General features: G+C 53.8%; 21 protein-coding genes. 16 read left to right on the forward strand and 5 right to left on the reverse strand.

Going from position 1 to position 17,029, the window contains the following annotated elements; genetic code table 11:
* The first annotated feature begins 64 nt into the window (after nt 1-64).
* Entirely contained in the window at nt 65-688 is a 624-nt protein-coding gene (locus tag AK59_RS0107715) for a helix-turn-helix domain-containing protein (RefSeq protein WP_013095800.1), read from the forward strand.
* Here AK59_RS0107715 and ampH read toward each other — a convergent pair.
* Nucleotides 685-1,851 carry a D-alanyl-D-alanine-carboxypeptidase/endopeptidase AmpH gene (ampH, locus tag AK59_RS0107720; RefSeq protein WP_013095801.1) on the reverse strand — a complete coding sequence of 389 codons (1,167 nt, stop codon included), beginning with the start codon at nt 1,849-1,851 and terminating at the stop codon, nt 685-687. The genes AK59_RS0107715 and ampH overlap by 4 nt on opposite strands.
* A 204-nt stretch (nt 1,852-2,055) precedes the next feature.
* On the opposite strand from ampH, the gene AK59_RS0107725 reads away from it, so the two are divergent.
* The 3 genes from AK59_RS0107725 (at nt 2,056) to AK59_RS0107735 (ending at nt 5,037) form a co-directional block, all read left to right on the forward strand.
* Nucleotides 2,056-2,589, forward strand: coding sequence for an isochorismatase family protein (locus AK59_RS0107725; RefSeq protein ID WP_029882454.1), 534 nt, complete (start codon nt 2,056-2,058; stop codon nt 2,587-2,589).
* A 115-nt stretch (nt 2,590-2,704) separates the two neighbouring features.
* A complete protein-coding gene (gene sbmA / locus AK59_RS0107730) occupies nt 2,705-3,925 on the forward strand; it encodes a peptide antibiotic transporter SbmA (protein ID WP_013095803.1) in 1,221 nt (406 codons plus the stop codon).
* Between the two features lie 14 nt (nt 3,926-3,939).
* On the forward strand, nt 3,940-5,037 hold the full coding sequence (locus tag AK59_RS0107735; RefSeq protein WP_029882455.1) for a DUF1615 domain-containing protein: 1,098 nt from the start codon (nt 3,940-3,942) through the stop codon (nt 5,035-5,037).
* Here the strand turns inward: AK59_RS0107735 and AK59_RS0107740 are convergent.
* The gene (locus AK59_RS0107740) at nt 5,034-5,336 is read right to left on the reverse strand and encodes a DUF2755 family protein (RefSeq protein WP_013095805.1); all 303 of its coding nucleotides are present in this window, start codon (nt 5,334-5,336) and stop codon (nt 5,034-5,036) included. The genes AK59_RS0107735 and AK59_RS0107740 overlap by 4 nt on opposite strands.
* 247 nt (nt 5,337-5,583) lie before the next feature.
* Between AK59_RS0107740 and AK59_RS0107745 the strand changes: the two genes are divergently transcribed.
* Nucleotides 5,584-5,820, forward strand: a complete 237-nt coding sequence (locus tag AK59_RS0107745; protein ID WP_013095806.1) for a DUF2754 domain-containing protein — start codon at nt 5,584-5,586, stop codon at nt 5,818-5,820.
* Here the strand turns inward: AK59_RS0107745 and ddlA are convergent.
* The gene (gene ddlA, locus AK59_RS0107750; protein WP_029882456.1) at nt 5,817-6,917 is read right to left on the reverse strand and encodes a D-alanine--D-alanine ligase; all 1,101 of its coding nucleotides are present in this window, start codon (nt 6,915-6,917) and stop codon (nt 5,817-5,819) included. The two genes, AK59_RS0107745 and ddlA, sit on opposite strands and share 4 nt — an antisense overlap.
* A 102-nt stretch (nt 6,918-7,019) precedes the next feature.
* Here ddlA and AK59_RS0107755 point away from each other — a divergent pair, with 102 nt between their 5' ends.
* The 5 genes from AK59_RS0107755 to adrA all read left to right on the forward strand — a co-directional run bounded on the left by AK59_RS0107755 (nt 7,020) and on the right by adrA (nt 11,379).
* On the forward strand, nt 7,020-7,703 hold the full coding sequence (locus tag AK59_RS0107755) for an extensin-like domain-containing protein (protein WP_029882457.1): 684 nt from the start codon (nt 7,020-7,022) through the stop codon (nt 7,701-7,703).
* A 169-nt stretch (nt 7,704-7,872) separates the two neighbouring features.
* Nucleotides 7,873-9,087 carry a multidrug efflux MFS transporter gene (locus AK59_RS0107760; protein WP_029882458.1) on the forward strand — a complete coding sequence of 405 codons (1,215 nt, stop codon included), beginning with the start codon at nt 7,873-7,875 and terminating at the stop codon, nt 9,085-9,087.
* 211 nt (nt 9,088-9,298) lie between these two features.
* The gene (gene iraP / locus AK59_RS0107765; RefSeq protein WP_013095810.1) at nt 9,299-9,559 is read left to right on the forward strand and encodes an anti-adapter protein IraP; all 261 of its coding nucleotides are present in this window, start codon (nt 9,299-9,301) and stop codon (nt 9,557-9,559) included.
* 292 nt (nt 9,560-9,851) lie between these two features.
* The gene (psiF, locus tag AK59_RS0107770; protein ID WP_013095812.1) at nt 9,852-10,172 is read left to right on the forward strand and encodes a phosphate starvation-inducible protein PsiF; all 321 of its coding nucleotides are present in this window, start codon (nt 9,852-9,854) and stop codon (nt 10,170-10,172) included.
* A 103-nt stretch (nt 10,173-10,275) separates the two neighbouring features.
* Nucleotides 10,276-11,379 carry a diguanylate cyclase AdrA gene (gene adrA / locus AK59_RS0107775; RefSeq protein ID WP_029882459.1) on the forward strand — a complete coding sequence of 368 codons (1,104 nt, stop codon included), beginning with the start codon at nt 10,276-10,278 and terminating at the stop codon, nt 11,377-11,379.
* 17 nt (nt 11,380-11,396) lie between these two features.
* Here the strand turns inward: adrA and proC are convergent, their stop codons facing one another.
* Nucleotides 11,397-12,206 carry a pyrroline-5-carboxylate reductase gene (gene proC / locus AK59_RS0107780; RefSeq protein ID WP_013095814.1) on the reverse strand — a complete coding sequence of 270 codons (810 nt, stop codon included), beginning with the start codon at nt 12,204-12,206 and terminating at the stop codon, nt 11,397-11,399.
* A 96-nt stretch (nt 12,207-12,302) separates the two neighbouring features.
* Between proC and AK59_RS0107785 the strand changes: the two genes are divergently transcribed.
* From AK59_RS0107785 to ppnP, 5 genes are all read left to right on the forward strand, one after another.
* Nucleotides 12,303-12,764: a YaiI/YqxD family protein gene (locus tag AK59_RS0107785; protein WP_029882460.1), complete on the forward strand. Its 462-nt coding sequence runs from the start codon at nt 12,303-12,305 to the stop codon at nt 12,762-12,764.
* Nucleotides 12,765-12,906: 142 nt separating this feature from the next.
* The gene (gene aroL, locus AK59_RS0107790; RefSeq protein WP_029882461.1) at nt 12,907-13,431 is read left to right on the forward strand and encodes a shikimate kinase AroL; all 525 of its coding nucleotides are present in this window, start codon (nt 12,907-12,909) and stop codon (nt 13,429-13,431) included.
* Nucleotides 13,432-13,475: 44 nt separating this feature from the next.
* Complete coding sequence (gene yaiA, locus AK59_RS0107795) at nt 13,476-13,667, forward strand: protein YaiA (protein ID WP_013095817.1); 192 nt, start codon at nt 13,476-13,478, stop codon at nt 13,665-13,667.
* A gap of 238 nt (nt 13,668-13,905) precedes the next feature.
* On the forward strand, nt 13,906-14,583 hold the full coding sequence (locus AK59_RS0107800) for an AroM family protein (RefSeq protein ID WP_013095818.1): 678 nt from the start codon (nt 13,906-13,908) through the stop codon (nt 14,581-14,583).
* A 71-nt stretch (nt 14,584-14,654) separates the two neighbouring features.
* Nucleotides 14,655-14,942, forward strand: coding sequence for a pyrimidine/purine nucleoside phosphorylase (ppnP, locus tag AK59_RS0107805; protein ID WP_013095819.1), 288 nt, complete (start codon nt 14,655-14,657; stop codon nt 14,940-14,942).
* 46 nt (nt 14,943-14,988) lie between these two features.
* Here the strand turns inward: ppnP and rdgC are convergent, their stop codons facing one another.
* Entirely contained in the window at nt 14,989-15,903 is a 915-nt protein-coding gene (gene rdgC / locus AK59_RS0107810) for a recombination-associated protein RdgC (protein WP_013095820.1), read from the reverse strand.
* Nucleotides 15,904-16,026: 123 nt separating this feature from the next.
* On the opposite strand from rdgC, the gene mak reads away from it, so the two are divergent.
* Complete coding sequence (mak, locus tag AK59_RS0107815; RefSeq protein WP_032618450.1) at nt 16,027-16,932, forward strand: fructokinase; 906 nt, start codon at nt 16,027-16,029, stop codon at nt 16,930-16,932.
* Nucleotides 16,933-17,029: the final 97 nt, after the last annotated feature.

The raw sequence follows: 17,029 nt of genomic DNA on the forward strand, positions 1-17,029 counted from the left end.
CCCCCGCTTTGTCATCTAAAAAAAATAATATTGAACCGACAAATACGGATGTCCAGAGGTCTGCATGAAAGTTAATGCGAAACCACTTTCTGAATTAAGCCGGCTCGAACAGTGTTTGAAAGTAGCCAGTACCCCATTTAAATCTGCTCCCCAGCAGATTATTTCAAATGATGATAATGATGAACCCAGCACCTTTGTATTACAGACCGGCGTTATTGAAATCTATCGCCGTTCAGACGAGTTGCTGATTGGCATTGCTACTGCGCCCTTTATTCTGGGGCTGACTGCAGGCATGCTTGATTACAGCAAGGAATATCGGGTCGTTGCCAAAAATCCGTGCACAGGCTTTTATTTACCTGCTTCGACCTCTCTGCAGCTTATTCAGCAAAGTTCTCTCTGGAAAGAAGCTTTCTGCTGGCTGTCCTGGATTAAATCCATTCTGGAAAAGCGGGACAGGCAACTGGTAGGAAATAACTCCTATCACCAAATCCGCGCCATGCTGCTGAATATGGCCGAATGGGATGAAACCCTGCGCTCAAAAATTGGTGTGATGAATCATATTCAACAAAGTACGCGCATTTCGCGTTCGGTTGTGGCTGAGGTGCTCGCTGCGCTTCGACAGGGTAACTACATCAATATGAGCCGGGGCAAACTGGTTAGCATCAACCGTTTGCCCACGGAATATTAAGGCTGGACGGAGGCGGTAAGCACCTGGGCTTTATTGGCGCTGAGCTCAGCCACTAAGTTATTGATCCCATCGCTCATATTGACGAAACGGGTATTTGGCGAGCGGGTGACCACCACAAAAGCGCCTACGTTGGACTGGGGGATCATTGCCATATAGGTAATGAATCCTCCACCACCCCCCGTTTTCTGAATAATGCCCGGACGGCCATTTTTAGGTGCCATATATACCCAGCCCAGACCGAGGGCGTCGGCTTTGCCCGGCACGTCCATACCGATCACGCGGTGCAACTGGCTGCGCTGGTAAATCAGCGTCTGCATTCGGTCGGCCTGATGGCTGCGTGAGTAGAAGTCTGATGAGAGGAACTGCTGCATCCAGCGCATCATGTCGCCAGGGGTGGAATAAACCCCGCCGCTGCCGATGGCTGCCAGCGTGTTGTTACACGGGCTGGCACCTTTTTCGGCGACCATCAGACGGCGGCACTGATCCGGTGATGGGGTGAAGGTGGTGTCCTTCATGCCCAGCGGGCGCGTGATCTGCTCTTCAAACAGCTGCGTATACGGTTTGCCCGCTGCCGTCGACAGCGCATCGGCCAGCAGGTCAAACGCCAGGTTGGAGTAAGAGGCCTGAGAACCGGGCGCGGACTTCAACGTGGCTTTGCTCAGGTAGTTCCAGCGCTGTTCACGCGTTGGCCAGACAAAAACGTCGCGATGCGCCGCACCCCCTGGCTGTTCGCGAGGCAGGGCGCTGGTATGCGTTGCCAGGTTGACCAGCCTTATCGGCGTCCCCTGATACGTCGGGACACGTGCGCCCGGCGGAGCATACTTGCTGAGCGGATCGTCGAGTTTCACCACGCCCTGGTCCAGCAATTTCACCAGCATTTCGCTGGTCATCAGCTTGGTCAGGGACGCGATGCGGATGACGGAATCCAGCTGCGGATGAACATTATTACCGGGACGCGTTTCACCGAAACTGCGAAACACGCGCTGATTACCGTCGATGACGACCATCGCCATTCCCGTCGCGCCGCTGCCGTAATAAATCAGGTTCGCGTAGCGATCGGCAATATCTGATGCCAGAACGGGCGCCGTCAGCGGTTGGGCTGCCTGGGCGGTTGAGAAGCTCACCGCACACAGCGCGGCGAAAAAGAGCAGACAACGTTTCAACGAAAAGCATCCATAGTGTGAATGAGGAAAGTAATGGGTATTTATACTACTAAACCGTACGGTGCAATGCCCCGAATTACATAACGATAACCAGAAAAACGTAACTGCGAGTAAATCAGAAGAATTTACTTACTGTCAGTCTCCCATTTTGTGACATCGGCCTTATGATAGAGGGCTGTGTTACTCAATCTTGCGGAGAAGAGTATGTCCGGAAAGCGTGTAGTTATGGTTGTCGATATGCAGCAGGGGGTGTTCGAAACGCCTCGTCATCAGCGTGAAAAATGTGTTTCATTGATCAATCAGCTTACGCAGGCAGCCGATCGGGTGATTTTTATTCAGCATACTGAGCCTGGCGGTCTGGAAGAGGGCAGTGACGGGTTTGCCTTGCTGCCAGAACTGCATCAGCCTGCTGATGCCCTCTACGTGACCAAGACGGCCTGCGATGCGTTCTATAACACCTCGCTTGAAACGCTGCTCCGCGAGCAGGGGATCCGGGAGTTTGTCATCTGCGGTTGCGCCACCGATTACTGTGTCGATGCCACGTTCAAGAATGGCGTCAGCCGGGGCTACCACATCACCGTGGCGGAGGATGCGCATACCACCGCGAATCGCCCGGCGGCCGAAGCCCGCATTCTGATTAACCACTACAACGACGTCTGGCGCAACTTCATTGCGCCCGCAAACCCGCCCGCGGTGAAACGCACCGAAACAATTCTTGAAAACTGGAAAGCGAACTAATAATAAACCCTCGGGTCTGACCTTTTTGCCTGCGCCAGGCACCTGGCCCAGGCAAGATTTTCGTGTGGTGATGTGTTGAGCACAGCAACAGCCATAACAACAAGAAGGATGTATCATGTTTAAGTCTTTTTTCCCAAAGCCGGGGCCATTTTTCCTGTCGGCATTTATTTGGGCACTGATCGCTGTCATTTTCTGGCAGGCCGGCGGCGGAGCGTGGTTGACGCGCATCACGGGCGCGACGGGCGAGGTTCCCATTAGCGCGGCGCGTTTCTGGTCGCTGAGCTATCTGCTGTTTTATGCCTACTACATGGTCTGCGTAGGGCTCTTTGCCCTGTTCTGGTTTGTCTATTCGCCACATCGCTGGCAATACTGGTCGATTCTGGGCACGTCGCTGATCATCTTTGTCACCTGGTTTCTGGTGGAAGTGGGGGTGGCGGTTAACGCCTGGTATGCCCCGTTCTACGATCTGATCCAGAGTGCGCTGAGTTCACCGCATAAGGTGACTATCAATCAGTTCTACCATGAAGTTGGCATCTTCCTCGGTATTGCCCTTATTGCGGTAGTGATTGGCGTCATGAACAATTTCTTTGTCAGCCACTACGTCTTCCGCTGGCGTACCGCGATGAACGAACATTATATGGCGCACTGGCAACACCTGCGTCATATCGAAGGCGCCGCACAGCGTGTGCAGGAAGACACCATGCGTTTCGCCTCGACCCTTGAAGACATGGGCGTGAGCTTTATCAATGCCATTATGACCCTGATTGCCTTCCTGCCGGTGCTGGTGACGCTCTCGGCGCACGTGCCGGACCTGCCGATTGTTGGTCATCTGCCGTATGGCCTGGTGATTGCCGCTATTGTCTGGTCATTAATGGGAACGGGGTTGCTGGCCGTGGTGGGGATCAAGCTACCTGGGCTGGAGTTTAAAAATCAGCGCGTCGAAGCGGCGTATCGTAAAGAGCTGGTGTATGGTGAAGATGACGCCAACCGCGCCTCGCCGCCAACCGTACGTGAACTGTTTGGCGCCGTGCGTCGCAACTATTTCCGTCTTTACTTCCACTATATGTACTTCAACATTGCGCGCATTTTGTATCTGCAGGTGGATAACGTTTTCGGTTTGTTCCTGCTGTTCCCGTCCATTGTTGCGGGTACGATAACGCTGGGTCTGATGACTCAGATCACCAACGTATTTGGTCAGGTTCGCGGGTCGTTCCAGTATCTGATTAGCTCCTGGACCACGCTGGTGGAACTGATGTCCATCTACAAACGTCTGCGCAGCTTTGAACGCGAGCTGGACGATCGGGATCTGCAGGAAGTCACCAATACATTTAGCTAAAACAGGGAATTGCTATGTCTTTTGCCGTACCGCGTACATTATCGCTCTCTTTACTCGCCGCACTCGTGCTGGCGGGGTGTGCCGAAAAAGGGGCCGTCCCGCTTAAAAAAGGTGAGAAACCTGTAGATGTGGCGAGCGTGGTGCGGCAAAAAATGCCCTCTACGGTGAAAGACCGCAATGCGTGGGCCGAGGCATTAGCGAAGACCTTTGAAAGTCAGAAAATTGCCCCTACCGAGGAGAATATCTGCTCGGTGCTGGCAGTGGCGCAGCAGGAGTCGATGTACCAGTCAGACCCGGTGGTGCCGGGGCTGAACAAAATTGCCTGGAAAGAGATCGACCGTCGCGCGGAATCGATGCATATCCCTGTGTTCCTGGTGCATACCGCCCTTAAAATTACCTCGCCAAACGGCAAAAGCTATAGCGATCGGCTGGACACGGTGAAAACCGAGAAACAGCTCAGCGCCATTTTTGATGATTTCATCAATATGGTGCCGATGGGGCAGAAACTGTTCGGCTCGCTTAATCCGGTGCATACCGGCGGCCCGATGCAAGTCAGCATTGCGTTTGCCGAGCAGCATACGGACGGCTATCCATGGAAAATCGACGGGACGGTGCGCCAGGAAGTCTTCTCCCTGCGTGGCGGACTGTGGTTTGGCACGTACCATCTGCTGAACTATCCGGCGAGCTACAGCGAGCCGTTGTACCGTTTTGCTGACTTTAACGCGGGCTGGTATGCCAGCCGAAACGCGGCGTTTCAGAGTGCGGTCAGCCGTGCCAGCGGGGTGAAACTGGCGCTGGACGGCGATCTCATCGCCTACGGCAGCAGCAAGGCGGGCACTACGGAACTGGCGGTGCGCAAACTGTCAACAACGCTTGGCATGAGCGATAGCGACATTCGCCGTCAGCTGGAGAAAGGGGATAGCCTGGCGTTCGAGAAGACGGATCTCTACAACAAGGTTTTCGCGCTGGCCGAGAAGAAGAGTGGAAAAGCGTTACCGCGGGCAATCCTGCCGGGTATTCAACTGGAAAGCCCGAAAATCACGCGTAACCTGACAACGGCATGGTTCGCCAAACGCGTCGACGATCGTCGGGCTCGTTGTATGGGACGTTAATGGCGACGACGCAGGCGTACGACTAACGCGACAACACCGAGAATCAGACAACCCGCGAGGAAGGGGACAAGGCCAAACAAGGTGCTCACACCCAAACCAATCTCAACCCGTGGGCGTCCGTTATCCTGCACCTGCATCAGATGTTCATAGACGCCAGGCGCGTGAACCAGCATGTTGAGAAGCTGAGAGCCTGCCCAGAAGCAGAACAGGACAAACAGGGCATACGCAATATTACCCGCAGTGGAGGTTTTTGGTGGTGTGCCGCCAAAAATCGGTTTCGACAATGTAAAGTCAGCCATAAAGACCTCCGGAAATATCACTCTGTTAATACGCTTCGCACACGGTGAGTTTGACAGGTCATAGCATTTGTCAATATCAGAATCGTGGTAATTTCCCCTGCGGAATTCTCCTGGATTGTCGATTTCTGCAGCACATCACAAATTCATTACTTAACTGAAATTGCGTCGTGTTTCAGATTTTCCGCATCTGCCACAGACCCGATCGTAAAACTGTGAGAGGATGTCTTTTTTTCCTGCCGGAGTTGTTATGAAGCTCACGTCCAAACTACGCCGTGACTGGCACTACTACGCCTTTGCTATCGGGCTGATCTTTATTCTTAACGGTGTCGTAGGGCTGCTGGGGTTTGAAGCCAAAGGATGGCAAACCTATGCTGTCGGGCTGGTGACCTGGGTGATCAGTTTCTGGCTGGCTGGGTTAATTATCCGCCGTCGTCCGGAAGAGACGACAGCGGATGAGGCGGAGACGGTGAAAAGAACCGATTAACCGTTTACTGAACTTTTGAGTGCGCTGTCAGCGGCGTGACGCTCCAGCGCCAGTTCGATCAGACGGGTGATCAGCTCAGAGTAACCCAGACCGCTGGCCTGCCACAGTTTTGGATACATGCTGATGTTGGTAAAGCCCGGCAGAGTGTTGATTTCATTAATCACCACCTCATTATCTGGCGTCAGGAACACATCCACACGCGCCATGCCGCAGCAGCCAAGAGCCTGATAGGCGTTGATGGCGATCGCCCGGATCTTATCGTTGATGGCCGGATCGATATTTGCCGGCACGACGACCTGAGCGCCTTTATCATCAATGTATTTGGTGTCGTAAGAGTAGAAATCGCTGTTTAACACCACTTCACCGCAGGTGCTTGCCTGTGGGAAATCATTGCCCAGCACCGCGCACTCAATTTCACGGCCTTTGATACCCTGCTCAACCACGACTTTGTGGTCAAACTCAAAAGCCAGACGAACGGCTTCGGTGAACTGCGCTTCGCTTGTCACTTTGCTGACGCCAACGGAGGAGCCCTGGTTCGCAGGCTTCACGAACTGCGGCAGACCCAACTGGGCGGAAATCTGGTTGAAGGTGTATTTATCGCGGTTGGCGCGGGTGAGTGTCACGAACGGGGCAACGTTCAGCCCGGCATCGCGCAGCAGGCGTTTGGTGACGTCTTTATCCATACAGGCGGCGGAGCCCAGCACATCGGAGCCGACAAACGGCAGGTTAGCCATGCGCAGCATACCCTGCAGCGAACCATCTTCACCCAGCGTGCCGTGGACGATTGGGAACACGACGTCAATCTGAGCAAGAGCCTGCGCATTACCGGCGTCGATAAGTTGCCCCTTCACTACGCCAGGGACGGTGGCGACGCTGATTTCAGAAGGATTAAGGGCGATATGTGCCGGATCGTTGGCGTTTAACAGATACTGGCTCGCATCGTTCACATGCCACTGGCCCTGTTTATCAATGCCCAGCAGCACTACGTCGAAACGGTTTTTATCAATCGCATCGACAATATTTTTTGCCGACTGCAATGAAACCTCGTGCTCCGCTGATTTTCCCCCAAAGACAATACCTACGCGCTGCTTTGCCATCTCACTCTCTTCCAGTCTGACGAAAAGCCAATAACATACCACGATGCCCTGCGGGTTTCGCGACCTTCTGCCATAATGTTTTGGGAGTAAAGAGGGGGGAGTGTGAAAGGCAAAACGTTGCTGATCGTTTTCATTCTGGTGGCAGTCGCAACGGTGGGTTACCGCTGGTTGCCGTCTCACTACAACCCTTTTACGCCGCTCTCGCTTGACGACCCGCCAGGCCCAATTACTCAGTACAAACTGCGGCGCCTTACCCCCGAGGCGTGTGCCAGCCTGTTATCGCAGGCCAATCATAAGGCCCTTATTCGCACACAGCCTGTCGCCGACAGCGCCGGAGCATGCCCCCTTCACAACGTGGTGCGCGTGCGTGACTTCGGGCCGGTCAGCCTGAACAGCAGCTTTCTTGCCAGCTGCCCGCTGGCGCTGAGTTCTGCACTGTTTGTCAGCCAGCAGGCCCGGCCACTCACCAAAACCTGGACCGGAAGCGAGCTGGTGCGCATTGAGCACCTGGGCAGCTACGCCTGTCGCAATATTTACCACCGCCCTGATGCAAGACGCAGCGAACATGCCACGGCAGAGGCGCTGGATATCAGCGCGTTTCGGCTGGCGAACGGTGAACGAGTCACCATTCTGCACGGCTGGAGATCGACCAAAACGCAGCCGTGGCTACAGGCGCTGCTGACGGCGAGCTGCGGCTACTACGGGAACGGCCTGGGGCCGGAGTATAACGCGGCGCACGCCAACCATTTCCATCTGGGAATGCGCGGCTTTGGACTCTGCCGCTAAAGCATAATCTTCCGCCAGAAATTGGATGATTTGTGACATATTTCACAAATATGATGACTGGGAAGATAAAACACCAAAGTCAGCAAGGCCGCATCTCTGGCACGGCGTAGATGCCGGTAACTTGCTAATCTGTCGGCGCATTTGCCTAAAAATGAAGACTATTTCTTTTATGGAATCCTGGAAAGTTAACCTCATCTCGGTCTGGTTCGGGTGTTTCTTCACCGGGCTGGCCATCAGCCAGATTTTGCCCTTTCTGCCGCTGTACGTCTCGCAGCTGGGTGTGACCTCGCATGAAGCCCTTTCCATGTGGTCGGGGCTGACGTTCAGCGTGACGTTTCTGGTTTCCGCCATTGTGTCACCCATGTGGGGGAGCCTGGCGGATCGAAAAGGGCGCAAACTGATGCTGCTGCGCGCTTCGCTGGGAATGGCAATAGCCATCCTGCTGCAGGCCTTTGCCACTAACGTCTGGCAGCTGTTTATCCTGCGGGCGATCATGGGGCTGACATCCGGCTATATTCCGAACGCCATGGCGCTGGTCGCTTCACAGGTGCCGCGTGAACGTAGCGGCTGGGCGTTGAGTACGCTCTCCACCGCACAGATCAGTGGCGTTATCGGCGGCCCGTTGTTAGGCGGCTTTCTGGCCGACCACGTAGGGTTGCGCGCCGTCTTCTTCATTACCGCTATCCTGCTGGTGATCAGTTTTCTGGTGACGCTGTTTCTGATCAAGGAGGGGGGGCGCCCGGTTGTCAGTAAATCTGAACGCCTGAGCGGCAAAGCGGTCTTCGCCTCGCTGCCATATCCCGGGCTGATGATAAGCCTGTTCGTAACCACCATGGTGATCCAGCTCTGTAATGGTTCGGTAGGCCCGATTCTGGCGCTGTTTATAAAATCGATGGAGCCAGACAGCAGCAATATTGCGTTTCTCAGCGGGATGATTGCTGCCGTGCCGGGCGTATCGGCGTTAATCTCTGCGCCGCGGCTGGGAAAACTGGGCGACAGGATCGGTACGGCGCGTATCCTGATGGCCACGCTGATTTTTGCCGTGGTGCTCTTTTTTGCGATGTCGTTCGTCACCTCACCGCTTCAGCTCGGCGTGCTGCGATTCCTGCTCGGCTTTGCCGATGGCGCCATGTTACCTGCGGTGCAGACCTTGCTGGTGAAATATTCAAGTGACCAGGTGACAGGGCGTATTTTTGGCTATAACCAGTCATTTATGTATTTAGGTAACGTTGCCGGTCCGCTTATTGGCGCATCCGTTTCGGCGATGGCCGGTTTTCGTTGGGTATTTGCGGCCACGGCGATTGTGGTGTTGATCAATATTATCCAGCTGGCGATTGCGCTGAGACGCCGTCGCCAATTAGAGCAGACGAGAGCAGCGCGTTAATTTTCTGTCGGAATGTATTATATATTCTTATGGTCGCCGCATTTTTATATAACTAAATGCGGCTTTTTCTAAAGAGAAAAACGTTTCGCTGCTTGCCATTCATCTTTATTTTGGCAGCAGCATCACTTTTGCATAAGATAATACTTTTCTCCTCTTTGCATTATTCATTCTGAATGCTAAGTTCAGAAAAAACGCATAAGGAAATAGCACGATGAAAAATCTCATTGCTGAGTTGCTGGTCAAGCTTGCACAAAAGGAAGAAGAGTCAAAAGAACTGGTCGCCCAGGTCGAGGCGCTGGAAATTGTCGTTACGGCGTTGCTCCGACAAATGACACAACCGCAGCAACAGGCGTTAATCGATAATGTAGAAAGCGCGCTGGACAAGGCTCGCCCCGATTCGCTGGTCCCCGCTGAAGATGCGGAGATGCTTCAGCAATACGTAAAGAAGCTATTAAGGCATCCTCGCAGCTAGCCTGCTGAAAGAGAATGGCCTGTCATAGAATGGTCATGCAGGATGCCTGTCGTCGCTCTGTTTTTATTTTTGGCCTTCGCACTGGGAGAAAAGAATTTAAACAGAGCCTCTATTTCATCTCATGCCTCTCGCTATTAAATACCCTAACGCGTCAGGCGAAACCGGGTAATGAACAGCGTGCCGCGCCAGAGATGAAATAATGCATAAACCCGAAGAAAATCATTGTCGCAGGGTGGTTTTTTTCCCGCAACGAACCAGACTTAATGTGGAACTTCACATAAAGGATGGTGCAATGAAAACAACAATACTGGTTACCCTGTTTTCCGGCCTGTGCCTGATCGCCTCAGCGCATGCGGAAGAGAAAACCTTAACACCTCAACAGCAGCGTATGACAACCTGCAACCAACAGGCGACAGCAAAAGCGCTGAAAGGGGATGCCCGTAAGACATATATGAGCGATTGCCTCAAAAATGGTGCATCCAAACCAGATGAAAAAAGCCTGACGCCGCAGCAGCAAAAAATGCGTGAATGTAACGCTCAGGCCACGCAACAAATGCTGAAAGGCGACGATCGCAGCAAGTTTATGAGTGGTTGTCTGAAGAAACAGGCATAGTCCTATCGGGTGAGTCCTTACGGTGACTCACCCGAAATTTCATACTTTCTCCGCATCCCCCCTCTCTATAATTTGGGAAAATGTTTCAGAATATTCCCAAAATATGATGAACGACGAAAACTTTTACAATAAAGAGCGTATTGGGGAAGAGTGGCTTCAAAACCTTTCTCAGGATGACGCGCACCGTACCGGCATACGCTTTGCCCGGCGCGTCCGGCTGGGGCGGATTGTGGGTCTGGCGGCGATGTTTTTTCCTGTTGCCGGTGTGCTGGTAACGCATTTTCTGCCCGGCGGCTGGTGGTTATTACTGGTGAGCTGGGTTTTTATCTGGCCGCATCTTGCCTGGCAGTTCACCTGCCGTTCATCTCAACCTTATCAATGTGAAATCTTCAATCTGAAGATCGACGCTATTTTTACCGGCATCTGGATTGGCCTGATGGGCGTGAACGCTCTGCCATCGGCTGCGCTGGTTATGATGATGGGCATGAATATGATGGGATCCGGCGGCTGTCGCCTGTTTCTCTCAGGCATTGCCATAACCACGTTATCCGCTGTCGTGACGCTGAAGCTAACCGGAAATGTTGTGGTGCTCTCTTCCGGATCGCTGGAGTGGTGGCTGACGCTGCCGGTCTTGATGATCTACCCAATACTCTTTGCCTGGGTGAGCCATCAGACGGCCATTCGCCTGGCGGAAAATAAGCGAAAACTTGAGCTGATGAGTACCCGCGATGGCATGACGGGCGTTTATAACCGGCGCCACTGGGAAACGTTGCTGCGGATGGAGTATGAAAAGTGCCGACGGGATCATGGTCAGACCACTATCCTGCTTATCGATATCGATCACTTCAAGAGCATCAATGATACCTGGGGACATGATGTGGGCGATGAAGCGATCATTGCTATCACTCGTCAACTGCAGATGACGCTGCGGGCCGGGGATTATATTGGCCGTTTCGGTGGCGATGAGTTCGCGATCATCATGTCCGGGACCCCGGCAGAAAGTGCAATTGCGGCGATGTCCCGTGTCCACGAGCGGTTAAAAAAACTGTCGTTACCCTGTGCCCCGAACGAACGGCTTCGCATCAGCGTGGGGGTTGCGCCATGGGGAACACAGTTTGCCCACTACCGCGAATGGTTAAAAGCGGCAGATATCGCGCTTTATAAAGCCAAAAATGCCGGACGCGGACGTACCGAGGTGGCCGCCTGACATCCGGCTTAGTTTGGTCAGGACTTACTCAGCTTCTCTGACTTTTCCATGCATTTCGCCATCGCTTCAATGACCGCCGCACGGAACCCGCGCTCTTCCAGCACACGCACCGCTTCGATGGTGGTACCGCCAGGCGAGCAGACCATATCTTTCAGTTCCCCTGGATGCTTACCGGTTTCCAGCACCATTTTGGCTGAGCCCATCACCGCCTGTGCGGCAAATTTATAGGCCTGCGCACGTGGCATACCGCCAAGCACCGCAGCATCCGCCATCGCTTCCAGGAACATGAAGACATACGCAGGAGCAGAACCACTCACGCCCACAACCGGATGGATCATCGATTCGGCAATCACTTCCGCTTCGCCGAAGCAGCGGAAAATGTTCAGCACATCGGCCACATCTTCCGTGGTCACCAGCGCGTTAGGGGTGATGGAGGTCATCCCGGCGTTGACCAGCGAAGGGGTATTGGGCATTGCGCGAACAATTTTACGGTCATGACCCAGTGCACGGGCCAGCTGATCGAGCGTCACGCCTGCGGCAATCGACACCACCAGCGTGTCTTTATTCAGGCTGGAGGTGATCTCGCTCAGGACTTTGATCATGATATTCGGTTTAACCGCCCCAAAGACGATATCGGCGACCTGGGCCACTTCCTGCGCGCTTTCGGCTGCGTTAATACCATACTCATCACGTAACGCCGCGACTTTATCCGGTGATGGTGTATAGACCCAAATCTGACCCGGCAGGACCTGCCCGCTGGCGATCAGGCCACCCAGGATGGCTTTGCCCATGTTACCGCAGCCAATAAACCCGATTTTCTTATCCATCACGTTTCTCCGTCGTTATGCGTTGTTTTCTCTGATTGATAGCTTAACAACGAAATGCAGGCGACAATAGTCGCCAGTATCAATAGGGGAGACATTATGGCGATTTGGGTTGATGCGGACGCATGTCCGAATGTGATTAAAGAGATTTTGTTCCGCGCTGCCGAGCGTGTTCAGATGCCGCTTACGCTGGTGGCAAACCAGAATATCCGCGTACCGTCTTCCCGATTCATTCGTGCGTTGCGGGTTCCTGCCGGTTTTGATGTGGCGGATAACGAGATCGTACGGCTGTGCAGCGCGGAAGATCTGGTGATCACGGCGGATATTCCTTTGGCCGCAGAGGTACTGGAAAAGGGCGCCGCAGCGCTGAACCCGCGCGGGGAGCGTTACTCACCAGCAACCATCCGGGAAAAACTGACCATGCGCGATTTCATGGATACGCTTCGCGCCAGCGGTGTGCAGACCGGCGGGCCAGACAGTTTATCTCAACGTGACCGCCAGCAGTTTGCCGCAGAGCTGGATAAGTGGCTGCTGGAAGTGAAACGTCGCACTGCTAAATGATAATCATTGTCAATATGTGGTACAGTATGGCAGTGACAGGGTTGTCATTCCGTACCGCTTTGCAGTAAAGTAAACGCAACATCTTCTGCAATTATTTCTTTACACTCTTCAGCCATTCGGCATCAAGGGGAAACACCTGGTTATGACCCAACCCATCTTTTTAGTTGGCCCCCGCGGCTGTGGGAAAACCACCGTTGGCCTGGAGCTGGCGCGTGCCTGTCAACGTCATTTTGTTGATACCGACCACTGGCTGCAGACGCAGGCCGGACAAACCATCGCGGATATCGTCGAAAAAGAGGGATGGGAGAGCTTTCGCAGCCGTGAAACGGCCGCGCTGGAAGCGGTAACGGCACCCGATGCGGTAATTGCCACAGGCGGCGGAATTATTCTGGCGGAATATAACCGCCGCTTTATGCGCGAAAAAGGGATTGTGATTTATCTCTGTGCACCCGTGGCTGCGCTGGTGGGGCGTCTGGAAGCGTTTCCGGAAGAGGGGCAACGCCCTGCGCTGACCTCCAGACCGCTCAGCGAAGAGGTGAGCGAAGTGCTGGCGGAGCGCGATGTGTTATACCGCGAAGCGGCACATCACGTGGTGGATGCTTCCGCGTCGCCCGAAGAGGTTGTGATTCAGATTATTACCGCCCTGCGTTTGGCTTGTGCCAGCTAACCGCCGTCTATACTTATAGCTCTGACATAAAAAAAGGATGAGCTATGCCAACCAGACCTCCCTATCCGCGTGAAGCACGTATTGTTACCGTTGAAAAAGGCAATGGCGATCAAACCGTGACCTGGTATCAACTGCGTGCCGATCACCCTAAACCCGACTCTCTCATCAGTGAACATGAGACTGAACAGGAAGCGCTGGATGCGAAACGGCGCTACGAAGATCCCGATAAGTCATGAATGTTTTCCTAAACGCTCCAATACCGTGCCTGAATCACACTTTTTACTCATCGCTAATGTTAAGCAGGAGTTAATATTTAGTTATTACAGGTAGCTCCGTTACCGGCAGGTGATCTTTACATTTCGGGATGGAGATCACCTGCTACGCTTGGTGCTGTTTTGTTGAAAAAACGAACTGTGCAGCGTAGTGAGCCTGTACCTGTGTAATAAGTTTTTGTAGTAATGGAAGGCGAAGACGATGAAGGCAACGTTGGCGATCATCACTATTGGTGTGGTCCCTGTAAGCGAAGTGTTACCGCTCTTAACCGAGCATGTATCTGAACAACAGATCACGCATCTCAGCCTGCTGGGGAAGATGAGCCGGGAAGAGGTCATGGAGGACTACGCTGTAGAGGCGGGGGAGGATCCCCTGGCGACGTTATTAAGCGACGGTAAACTGGCGCATGTTTCACGACAGAAAATTGAGCGCTCGCTGCAGGCAGTAATAGAAGTGCTCGATAATCAAGAGTATGACGTTATTTTGCTGATGAGTACTGCTCCCATTAAGGGACTCATGGCGCGTAATGCGATTTTACTCGAGCCGATGCGAATCATTCCGCCGCTGGTGGCATCCATTGTGGACGGACACCAGGTGGGTGTGATTGTGCCCATTGAAGAACTCATGGACAACCAGGAAGCAAAATGGCACGTGCTTGAAAAAACGCCCCTGTATGCGTTGGCCAATCCCTTTTGGGACAGTGAGGCCAAACTCATTGCGGCCGGGAAGGAGCTACTGGAGCGCGGGGCCGATGTGTTGATCCTCGACTGCCTGGGGTTCCACCAGCATCACCGCGATCTACTGCAAAAAGCGCTGGATGTGCCGGTACTGTTGTCGAACGTTCTGATGGCGCGTCTGGCCTCAGAACTCCTTACCTGATGATTTTGCGTGACAGGTCATGAGCATGGCCCCTATAGTGAATTTTTATCTAAAAATATAAGGGCCAGTTCATGCTTCAAAGTAACGAATACTTTTCCGGTAAAGTGAAATCCATTGGTTTTACCAGCAGCAGCACTGGCCGCGCCAGTGTCGGCGTGATGGCTGAAGGGGAATACACCTTTGGTACGGCCGAAGCTGAAGAGATGACGGTGGTAAGTGGTGCGCTTAACGTCTTACTGCCGGGTGAAACGGAATGGAAAGTTTACTCTGCCGGCGAAGTTTTCAACGTCCCTGGCCACAGTGAGTTCCATCTGCAGGTTGCTGAACCGACCTCTTATCTGTGCCGCTATCTGAAATAATCTTCTTCCCTCTCCCCGTTGGGGAGAGGGTCAGGTTGAGACGAAATTATCTCTGCGCTTCGCCGCCGAGGCCTTCTACCAGATTTTGAATCAACGCGGCCAGCTCGCCGGTCATCAGGATAAAGTCCGCATCAAAGCGCTGGGCGTAATCTTCACGATCGATATCTTCGTTCTGATCGCGCAGTTCATCGCAGAACTTCAGGCGCTTAACAGAGCCATCGTCACACATCACAAACTGAATACGCTGCTGCCAGTCGAGCGCCAGTTTAGTGACCACTTTGCCTGCTTCAATGTGGACGGCGATCTCATCGCTCACCAGATCCTGCTTTTTCGCGCGGATGACACCGCCATCCTCAAGCAGGGCTTTCAGTTCGGCTTCATCGAGGATCTGGAACCCTTGCGCTGCGGTGCCGCTGCGAACCCATTCGGTCAGGGTTAACTCGATAGGCGTTTCCAGCGCCAGTGGAACCACCGGCAAAGAGCCGATGCTCTTACGCAGCAGGGCCAGCGTATCTTCCGCTTTTTTGGCGCTGGCGCAGTCCACCATGATCAGCCCGTTGACGGTATCGATCCACATCATGGTCTGGCTGAAGCGGCTAAACGCGCGCGGCAGCAGGGAGTGCAACACTTCGTCTTTCAGGGAATCTTTTTCGGTCTTTTTCAGCTTGCGGCCCTGTTCGGCTTCAAGCTTAAAAATTTTCGCTTCCAGCGCCTGCTTCACCACCGGCGTGGGCAGGATTTTCTCTTCTTTACGGGCGCAAACGATGATTTGACCCGTGCTGCTGGCGTGGGTCAGGGCATCGCTTTGTGAACCCATTGGCGGAACCCAACCGGTTTTTGCCATATCCTGGCTTCCGCAAGGGGAAAAGGTATAAGCGGCTAACTGTTTTTCCATCTCTTCTGCACGCAGCGAAACGTCGCGGCTGAGACGGTAAACCATCAAATTTTTGAACCACAGCATGATAATTTCCACGGCCTTGTCGTTAAATCAGCGGGCATGATAACGAATTGTCGCATCGCTTGCATTGCTAATCGGGAAGCGTGCTTCTACTCTGTTGATAATCAAAATAATGAGGAGAGTCTTGTGCGTATTGGGATTGATTTGGGCGGCACCAAAACTGAAGTTATCGCACTGAGCGAGCAGGGGGAGCAGCTTTTCCGTCACCGCCTGCCCACGCCGCGCGACGATTATCACCAGACTATCGAGACGATTGCCCGGCTGGTTGAGATGGCAGAGCAGGCGACAGGACAGACCGGCTCCGTCGGGATGGGCATTCCCGGGTCCATTTCGCCTTATACCGGGGTGGTGAAAAACGCCAACTCCACCTGGCTCAACGGCCAGCCTTTTGATAAAGATTTGAGCGCGCGTCTGCAGCGCGAGGTGCGTCTGGCAAATGATGCGAACTGTCTGGCGGTCTCAGAGGCGATTGACGGTGCGGCGGCGGGTGCCCAGACCGTTTTTGCTGTCATCATCGGTACCGGCTGCGGGGCCGGTGTGGCGTTCGGCGGGCGTGCGCATATTGGCGGTAACGGTACGGCGGGCGAGTGGGGACATAACCCATTGCCATGGATGGATGAAGACGAACTTAAATACCGTACTGAAGTGCCGTGCTACTGTGGAAAACAGGGCTGTATTGAGACGTTTATCTCCGGCACCGGTTTTGCCACCGATTACCACCGCCTGAGCGGTCAGCCGCTTAAGGGTAACGAGATCATGCGTCTGGTTGAGGAGCAGGATCCCGTGGCGGAACTGGCGTTGAGCCGCTACGAAATGCGCCTGGCGAAATCGCTGGCGCATGTGGTGAACATTCTCGATCCTGATGTGATTGTGCTGGGCGGTGGGATGAGCAACGTTGACCGGCTGTACGCGACGGTGCCTGCTCTCGTCAAACAGTGGGTCTTCGGCGGCGAGTGTGAAACCCCAATCCGCAAAGCCGTCCATGGAGACTCCAGCGGCGTGCGCGGCGCAGCGTGGTTATGGCCGGAATAAAAGCAAAACAGCAACGCACGTTGCGGTTTTTTATGTTTGTACCCTCTCCCTGTGGGAGAGGGCCAGGGTGAGGGCACCAGACCGCGCCGATCCGCCT

This window comes from Enterobacter sp. T1-1 (assembly GCF_000710795.1).
Taxonomy (GTDB): Bacteria; Pseudomonadota; Gammaproteobacteria; order Enterobacterales; family Enterobacteriaceae; genus Enterobacter; species Enterobacter cloacae.

Coding starts and splice junctions, on each gene's coding strand:
- AK59_RS0107715 (WP_013095800.1), top strand. CDS start 65: ATGAAAGTTAATGCGAAACCACTTTCTGAATTAAGCCGGCTCGAACAG.
- AK59_RS0107760 (WP_029882458.1), top strand. CDS start 7,873: ATGGAATCCTGGAAAGTTAACCTCATCTCGGTCTGGTTCGGGTGTTTC.
- sbmA (WP_013095803.1), top strand. CDS start 2,705: ATGTTTAAGTCTTTTTTCCCAAAGCCGGGGCCATTTTTCCTGTCGGCA.
- AK59_RS0107735 (WP_029882455.1), top strand. CDS start 3,940: ATGTCTTTTGCCGTACCGCGTACATTATCGCTCTCTTTACTCGCCGCA.
- ppnP (WP_013095819.1), top strand. CDS start 14,655: ATGCTTCAAAGTAACGAATACTTTTCCGGTAAAGTGAAATCCATTGGT.
- proC (WP_013095814.1), bottom strand. CDS start 12,206: ATGGATAAGAAAATCGGGTTTATTGGCTGCGGTAACATGGGCAAAGCC.
- yaiA (WP_013095817.1), top strand. CDS start 13,476: ATGCCAACCAGACCTCCCTATCCGCGTGAAGCACGTATTGTTACCGTT.
- ddlA (WP_029882456.1), bottom strand. CDS start 6,917: ATGGCAAAGCAGCGCGTAGGTATTGTCTTTGGGGGAAAATCAGCGGAG.
- AK59_RS0107800 (WP_013095818.1), top strand. CDS start 13,906: ATGAAGGCAACGTTGGCGATCATCACTATTGGTGTGGTCCCTGTAAGC.
- adrA (WP_029882459.1), top strand. CDS start 10,276: ATGATGAACGACGAAAACTTTTACAATAAAGAGCGTATTGGGGAAGAG.
- psiF (WP_013095812.1), top strand. CDS start 9,852: ATGAAAACAACAATACTGGTTACCCTGTTTTCCGGCCTGTGCCTGATC.
- iraP (WP_013095810.1), top strand. CDS start 9,299: ATGAAAAATCTCATTGCTGAGTTGCTGGTCAAGCTTGCACAAAAGGAA.
- AK59_RS0107740 (WP_013095805.1), bottom strand. CDS start 5,336: ATGGCTGACTTTACATTGTCGAAACCGATTTTTGGCGGCACACCACCA.
- AK59_RS0107785 (WP_029882460.1), top strand. CDS start 12,303: ATGGCGATTTGGGTTGATGCGGACGCATGTCCGAATGTGATTAAAGAG.
- AK59_RS0107725 (WP_029882454.1), top strand. CDS start 2,056: ATGTCCGGAAAGCGTGTAGTTATGGTTGTCGATATGCAGCAGGGGGTG.
- AK59_RS0107745 (WP_013095806.1), top strand. CDS start 5,584: ATGAAGCTCACGTCCAAACTACGCCGTGACTGGCACTACTACGCCTTT.
- rdgC (WP_013095820.1), bottom strand. CDS start 15,903: ATGCTGTGGTTCAAAAATTTGATGGTTTACCGTCTCAGCCGCGACGTT.
- aroL (WP_029882461.1), top strand. CDS start 12,907: ATGACCCAACCCATCTTTTTAGTTGGCCCCCGCGGCTGTGGGAAAACC.